Source organism: Streptomyces sp. NPDC046303, assembly GCF_055588085.1.
Genome location: NZ_JBVJFA010000077.1, coordinates 1 through 6,690, shown reverse-complemented (window position 1 = coordinate 6,690; position 6,690 = coordinate 1). Strand labels below are relative to the sequence as shown.

Sequence of the window (6,690 nt, the reverse complement as noted above, 5' to 3'; positions counted from 1 at the left end):
AACGCTCGGCTGGGAAACCCCAGCCGAGCGCCTGCATAAACTCCTCGCGGCCTAAACAACCGACCACGTGTTGCAACGACCGCTAGAAACCGCCGTCGTTGCGCGGCGGCCCTTTCGCGTGTCCGTGAGCGTGCGCGCCGCTAGATCGTGCCGAGCTTGATGATCGACAGCAGGGCGATCAGCTGGATCGCGGAAGCGCCCAGCGCCTTCGGCCACGGCAGGTCGTGCGACTTGCCGATCAGCGCCGTGAACAGGGCGCCCGCCGCCACCCAGGTGGCCCAGCCCAGGACCTGTACCAGCCCGTTGTCGCCGCCCAGGAACACGGCGAAGAGCAGGCGCGGGGCGTCCGTCAGCGACATGACCAGCATGGACAGGCCCACGGTGGGCTGCCAGGCGCCGTCGCCGCCCAGCTGGCGGGCCAGCGTGTGGGTGACCGCGCCCAGGAGCAGCCCGCAGATCACGAAGGCCACGCCGGTGGAGAGGACGATCGGCACGGCCTTCGAGAGGGTCGCCTTGATCACGTCCTGGCGTGCCTCGTCGAGGCCGAAGACCGCGAGGAGCCCGTAGAGGAAGGTCACGGTCAGCGCCGGCCCCCAGACGGCGTAGTCGCGCATCTGGAGGAAGGTCTGCCCCGGCCGCATCACGATGCCGCGCAAGAGTTCCTTCCACGGCAGGCGCGGGCCGGACGGGGCGGCTGCGTCCGCGCCCGCCTGGTACGTCGCACCGTGGCCGTACGGTTCCTCGCCGACGGCGAAGACCTGGGTGTGCCCCGGGTTGTTGTCGTTGGTGTAGCCGCCGTGGCCGTACGGGGGCTGCGGCGGCTGCTGCTGTCCGTACGGGTCGAAGTACTCGGGCTCGCCGTGCCCCCCGGGGCCCGGCTGCGGCCACTGCTGCTGCGGCGGCGGGCCTGCGGGTGGGTAGGGCTGTCGGCCGTACGGAGGCGGTTGCTGCTGTCCGTACGGCTGCTGCCGCGGGGGTTGTTGCGGGGTGCGGTTGTTGTCCCGGCCGCGTCCGATCCTGAATCCAGCCACGTGATCGAAAGTACCTGGTCCTGCCGCGCCGCGTGGACGGGCGGGCGGAACCGGGGGCCTTTGCGGCTGACCTGTGACATCCCCTAGGGGACGGCAGGGTGTCCGGTTTACTCGTCTGCGTCGCATTCTGCGGGTCTTCGTTACGTTCCCGACGGAATATGCACATATCCGGGCCGTAGCTTCGTGTCCGTCGACGCCCCACAGAGCCAGAGCCAGAGCACGAGCACGAGCACGAGCACGAGAAGAGCACCCATCATGCGCAGCAGCCGCCGCACCCCCCTCCGTACCGCCGCCGTCGTCGCGGGCACGGCCGCAGTCCTGGCCCTTCCGGCCGGATCCGCCTTCGCGGACTCCCCGGCCGTTCCGGAGCCCGAGGTGCTGCCCGGCATCGAGCAGCCGCAGGTCGACCCGTCCGTGGACCCGTCCCTTCCGCCGACGAAGCCCACGAGGCCCGCGAAGCCCACCACTCCTCCGGTCAAGCCGACCGCCGGGGTCCGGGCGTACGTCACCACCGTGAAGCTGGCGGACGGCTCCGTGGCCAAGGTCTACAAGATCGGCGACAACCACTTCGAGGCGGACGTCTTCGCCGGCTCCACCCGGGTGGACACCCTGGTCGGCAAGGGCGGCGCCGCCGCGTACGGCCAGAACAACGGTCTGCACGTCGTCCTCCAGCCGAACGGCACCGTGACCTCGTGGATGGACGGCGGGAAGAAGCCGGAGCCGCAGGTCACGCCCGAGGTCAAGAAGGAGAGCTCCGTGCGGATCACCATGCCCGACGGACGCATCGCCAAGCTGGTCGACGGCGCGAACGGCAAGTACGTCAAGATCTCGATGCCGAACGGCACCTCCCTCGGCACCATCGACCTGAAGAACCCGAGCGCGCTGAACGACGGCTGGACGTACAAGCTCGTCCGGGACGGCAAGCGCGTGAAGTTCGTCGTCATCGACGGCAAGGGCGGCGGGAACAGCTGGGTGTACGACTTCAGCGGCAAGCTGATCGAGCGGTACACCGTCCAGAAGGACGCGAAGAAGGACGCGAAGAAGGACGCGAAGAAGGACGCGAAGAAGGACGCGAAGAAGGACGCGAAGAAGGACGTGAAGCAGGGCGAGGCCAAGCCGGCCGCCGGGAAGGTCGTTCCGAGGGGCGGCGTGAAGGCCGGCGCCGAGGGGGCCGCCCCGCCGGAGGGCGACACCCCGAAGCTGCTCGCCGCGGGCGGCGGGATGGCCGCGGTGGGCGCCGCCGGTCTCGGCTTCGCGATGCTGCGCCGCCGGTCCTCCTGACCAGGTCTGACCCGGTATGACACGACGGAACGGCCGGTCCCCCGGGTGGGGGACCGGCCGTTCCGTGTGTGGTGCGGGTTGCGGGTTGCCGGGTCCTACTTGGCGTCCTCGGGCTTCGGCTCGAGCTTCGCCTCGGCAGCCTCAGCAGCCTCAGCGACCTCACCCTCCGGCTCGTCCACCGGCTCCGGCTGCGGCTCCGGCTGCGGCTCCGGTGCCTTCACCGACTCCAGCAGCAGCTGCGCCACGTCCACGACCTGCACGGACTCCCTGGCCTTGCCCTCGTTCTTCTTGCCGTTGACCGAGTCGGTGAGCATGACCAGGCAGAAGGGGCAGGCGGTGGAGACGATGTCGGGGTTCAGGGACAGCGCCTCGTCGACACGCTCGTTGTTGATGCGCTTGCCGATCCGCTCCTCCATCCACATCCGCGCGCCACCGGCGCCACAGCAGAAGCCCCGCTCCTTGTGGCGGTGCATCTCCTGCTGCCGCAGGCCCGGCACGGCCGACATGATCTCGCGCGGCGGCGTGTAGACCTTGTTGTGCCGGCCCAGGTAGCACGGGTCGTGGTACGTGATGAGCCCGTCCACCGGCGTGACCGGCGTCAGCCGGCCCTCGTCGATCAGGTGCTGGAGCAGCTGCGTGTGGTGGATGACCTCGTACTCGCCGCCCAGCTGCGGGTACTCGTTCGCGATGGTGTTGAAGCAGTGCGGGCAGGTCGAGACGATCCGCTTCGCCGACTTCGGCTTCTTCGTCTCCGGGTCGTCGTCGTCCTCGCCGAACGCCATGTTCAGCATGGCCACGTTCTCCTGGCCCAGCTGCTGGAACAGCGGCTCGTTGCCCAGGCGGCGCGGCGAGTCACCGGTGCACTTCTCGTCGCCACCCATGATCGCGAACTTGACGCCCGCGATGTGCAGCAGCTCCGCGAAGGCCTTGGTGGTCTTCTTGGCCCGGTCCTCCAGGGCGCCGGCGCAGCCGACCCAGTAGAGGTAGTCGAACTCGGAGAGGTCCTCCGCGTCCTTCCCGATGATCGGGACCTCGAAGTCGACCTCCTTCGTCCACTCGACGCGCTGCTTCTTGGCCAGCCCCCAGGGGTTGCCCTTCTTCTCCAGGTTCTTGAGCATCGTGCCGGCCTCCGACGGGAAGGCCGACTCGATCATCACCTGGTAGCGGCGCATGTCGACGATGTGGTCGATGTGCTCGATGTCGACCGGGCACTGCTCCACGCACGCACCGCAGGTCGTGCAGGACCACAGCACGTCCGGGTCGATGACGCCGTTCTCCTCGGCGGTGCCGATCAGCGGGCGCTCGGCCTCGGCGATTGCGGCGGCCGGGACGTCCTTCAGCTGCTCCGCCGTCGCCCTCTCGTTGCCCTCCATGTCCTTGCCGCCACCGGCGAGCAGGTACGGGGCCTTGGCGTGGGCGTGGTCGCGCAGCGACATGATCAGGAGCTTCGGGGACAGCGGCTTGCCGGTGTTCCAGGCCGGGCACTGCGACTGGCAGCGACCGCACTCCGTACACGTGGAGAAGTCGAGGATGCCCTTCCAGGAGAACTGCTCGACCTGGGAGACGCCGAAGACGTCGTCCTCGCCCGGGTCCTCGAAGTCGATCTCCTTGCCGCCGCTCGTCATCGGCTGGAGCGCGCCGAGCGCGGTCGCGCCGTCGGCGTTCCGCTTGAACCAGATGTTCGGGAAGCCGAGGAAGCGGTGCCAGGCGACACCCATGTTGGTGTTGAGGGAGACGACGATCATCCAGATCAGCGAGGTGCCGATCTTGATCATCGCGGTGAAGTAGATGGCGTTCTGGAGCGCGCCGAGGGACATCCCCTTGAAGGCCAGCACCAGCGGGTACGAGGCGAAGTACGCCGCGTCGTAGGACTCCACGTGGTGGATCGCGCCCTCGAGGCCGCGCAGGGCCAGGATCGCCAGGCCGATGGTGAGGATGACGTACTCGACGAAGTACGCCTGCCAGGCCTTCGAGCCGGTGAAGCGGGACTTGCGGCCCGCCCGGGAGGGCAGGTTCAGCAGGCGGATGACGATGAGGACGAGGATGCCCACGACCGTCATCAGGCCGATGAACTCGATGTACATCTCGAACGGCAGGAACCCGCCGAGGACCGGCAGGGTCCAGTCGGCCTGGAAGAGCTGGCCGTACGCCTGCGCCAGGGTCGGCGGCAGCGTCAGGAAGCCGACCGCGACGAACCAGTGCGCGAAGCCGACGATGCCCCAGCGGTTCATGCGGCTGTGCCCGAGGAACTCCCGGACGAGGGTGAGGGTTCGGGCCTTCGGGTCGTCCGTCCGGCTGCCCGCCGGGACGGGCTGGCCGAGCTTCACGAACCGGTAGATCTGCGCCACGGCTCGGGCGAGCAGCGCAACGCCGACCACGGTCAGGACCAGCGACACGATGATCGCGGCGAGTTGCATGGGAGGGCTCCTCGGGCGGCACTTACTAAGCGGTAACTTATGCAGTCAAGGCCTGAGGTTACCCATTCCCGACGCCGCAATGTAGCCGAGCGTGCGGTGATCTGTGTCGCTCAGGCTTGCCTATGACGGTAGGCCGCCCGCGGGGTCTGCGCCAGGATCGCCAGGTCCATCCCCAGCCAGTGGTTCTCCACATAATGCCGGTCGAGCAGCGCCATCTCCTCCCAGGGCAGGTCGGAGCGTGCGCTGACCTGCCACAGGCCGGTCACTCCGGGCCGTACGAGGAGCCGGTCGGGGCGGTCCGTACGGGGCCCCGGGCGCGGCCCGACCAGCGACATCTCGCCGCGGAGCACGTTGAGCAGCTGGGGCGCCGAGTCCAGGGCGCAGCGCTCCAGGGCGGCTCCGGCGCGGCCCGCCTCCTCCGTGCGCAGCCGCCAGGTCCGGAACGGCCGCCCGCCCAGGCCCGCGGCGGGCTCCCGTACGAAGGCCCGGCCGCCCTGGGTGGCGTACAGGAACCCGGCGGCGACGGCCAGCGGAAGGGCGAGCAGGGCCAGCAGGACCACCGCTCCGACGAGGTCGACCACCCTCTTCGCCGGCGGGGCCGCGGGTGCGCGCACCCGCAGCCGGGGGGTGCTGAGTGTCAGCGGCATGCCAGCACCGTGCCGTACGCCTCCGGCGGTGCCCGGGTGCCGCGCGGCAGCGGTGCCCCGTTCGGGTGCGGCCCGCCTCGTGGATTTTGGCGGTGCCGCCCGGGAGGGTTGCGCGTAAGGGTGGGCTAAAGGTTGAGTCGAGACGACTCAGGTCTGTTGACGCCCGCGCGACGTTGGGGCATCCTTGAGTCTGTTGCACTCAAGTCAGCTGGAGGAATTGAAATGGCACGTGCGGTCGGCATCGACCTGGGCACCACTAACTCCGTCGTCAGCGTTCTGGAAGGCGGCGAGCCCACCGTCATCACCAACGCCGAGGGCGCCAGGACCACGCCGTCCGTCGTCGCCTTCGCCAAGAACGGCGAGGTCCTCGTCGGCGAGGTGGCCAAGCGCCAGGCGGTCACGAACGTGGACCGGACCATCCGCTCCGTCAAGCGCCACATGGGCACTGACTGGAAGATCAACCTGGATGGCAAGGACTTCAACCCGCAGCAGATGAGCGCCTTCATCCTGCAGAAGCTGAAGCGCGACGCCGAGGCGTACCTGGGTGAGAAGGTCACGGACGCCGTCATCACCGTCCCGGCCTACTTCAACGACTCCGAGCGTCAGGCGACGAAGGAGGCCGGTGAGATCGCGGGCCTGAACGTCCTGCGCATCGTCAACGAGCCGACGGCCGCCGCCCTGGCCTACGGTCTCGACAAGGACGACCAGACCATTCTCGTCTTCGACCTCGGTGGCGGCACCTTCGACGTGTCGCTCCTCGAGATCGGCGACGGCGTCGTCGAGGTCAAGGCCACCAACGGTGACAACCACCTCGGTGGCGACGACTGGGACCAGCGCGTCGTCGACTACCTCGTGAAGCAGTTCCAGAACGGCCACGGCGTCGACCTGTCCAAGGACAAGATGGCGCTCCAGCGTCTGCGCGAGGCCGCCGAGAAGGCGAAGATCGAGCTGTCCTCCTCCACGGAGACCTCGATCAACCTGCCCTACATCACGGCTTCCGCCGAGGGCCCGCTGCACCTGGACGAGAAGCTCACGCGCTCGCAGTTCCAGCAGCTCACCGCGGACCTGCTCGACCGCTGCAAGACCCCGTTCCACAACGTCATCAAGGACGCCGGCATCCAGCTGTCCGAGATCGACCACGTGGTCCTGGTCGGCGGCTCCACCCGCATGCCGGCCGTCGCCGAGCTCGTCAAGGAGCTCACCGGCGGTCAGGACGCCAACAAGGGCGTCAACCCGGACGAGGTCGTCGCCATCGGCGCCACCCTCCAGGCCGGTGTGCTCAAGGGTGAGGTCAAGGACGTCCTGCTCCTCGAC

At 68.9% G+C, this 6,690-nt stretch carries 5 protein-coding genes; 2 read left to right on the top strand and 3 right to left on the bottom strand.

Features of this window, described 5'->3' with window-relative positions; translation table 11 throughout:
* Window positions 1-140 precede the first annotated feature (140 nt).
* On the bottom strand, window positions 141-1,031 hold the full coding sequence (locus ACZ6I1_RS34810) for a Yip1 family protein (protein ID WP_469293122.1): 891 nt from the start codon (window positions 1,029-1,031) through the stop codon (window positions 141-143).
* 255 nt (window positions 1,032-1,286) lie between these two features.
* On the opposite strand from ACZ6I1_RS34810, the gene ACZ6I1_RS34805 reads away from it, so the two are divergent.
* Window positions 1,287-2,312, top strand: coding sequence for a hypothetical protein (locus ACZ6I1_RS34805; RefSeq protein ID WP_469293121.1), 1,026 nt, complete (start codon window positions 1,287-1,289; stop codon window positions 2,310-2,312).
* 95 nt (window positions 2,313-2,407) lie between these two features.
* On the opposite strand, the gene ACZ6I1_RS34800 is transcribed toward ACZ6I1_RS34805, so the two are convergent.
* Both ACZ6I1_RS34800 and ACZ6I1_RS34795 read right to left on the bottom strand, forming a co-directional pair.
* Window positions 2,408-4,729: a heterodisulfide reductase-related iron-sulfur binding cluster gene (locus tag ACZ6I1_RS34800; protein WP_469293120.1), complete on the bottom strand. Its 2,322-nt coding sequence runs from the start codon at window positions 4,727-4,729 to the stop codon at window positions 2,408-2,410.
* A 110-nt stretch (window positions 4,730-4,839) separates the two neighbouring features.
* The gene (locus ACZ6I1_RS34795) at window positions 4,840-5,376 is read right to left on the bottom strand and encodes a sugar transferase (RefSeq protein ID WP_469293119.1); all 537 of its coding nucleotides are present in this window, start codon (window positions 5,374-5,376) and stop codon (window positions 4,840-4,842) included.
* Window positions 5,377-5,598: 222 nt separating this feature from the next.
* Here ACZ6I1_RS34795 and ACZ6I1_RS34790 point away from each other — a divergent pair.
* On the top strand, window positions 5,599-6,690 hold a 1,092-nt coding region (locus tag ACZ6I1_RS34790; protein ID WP_467885876.1), incomplete at its 3' end, for an Hsp70 family protein.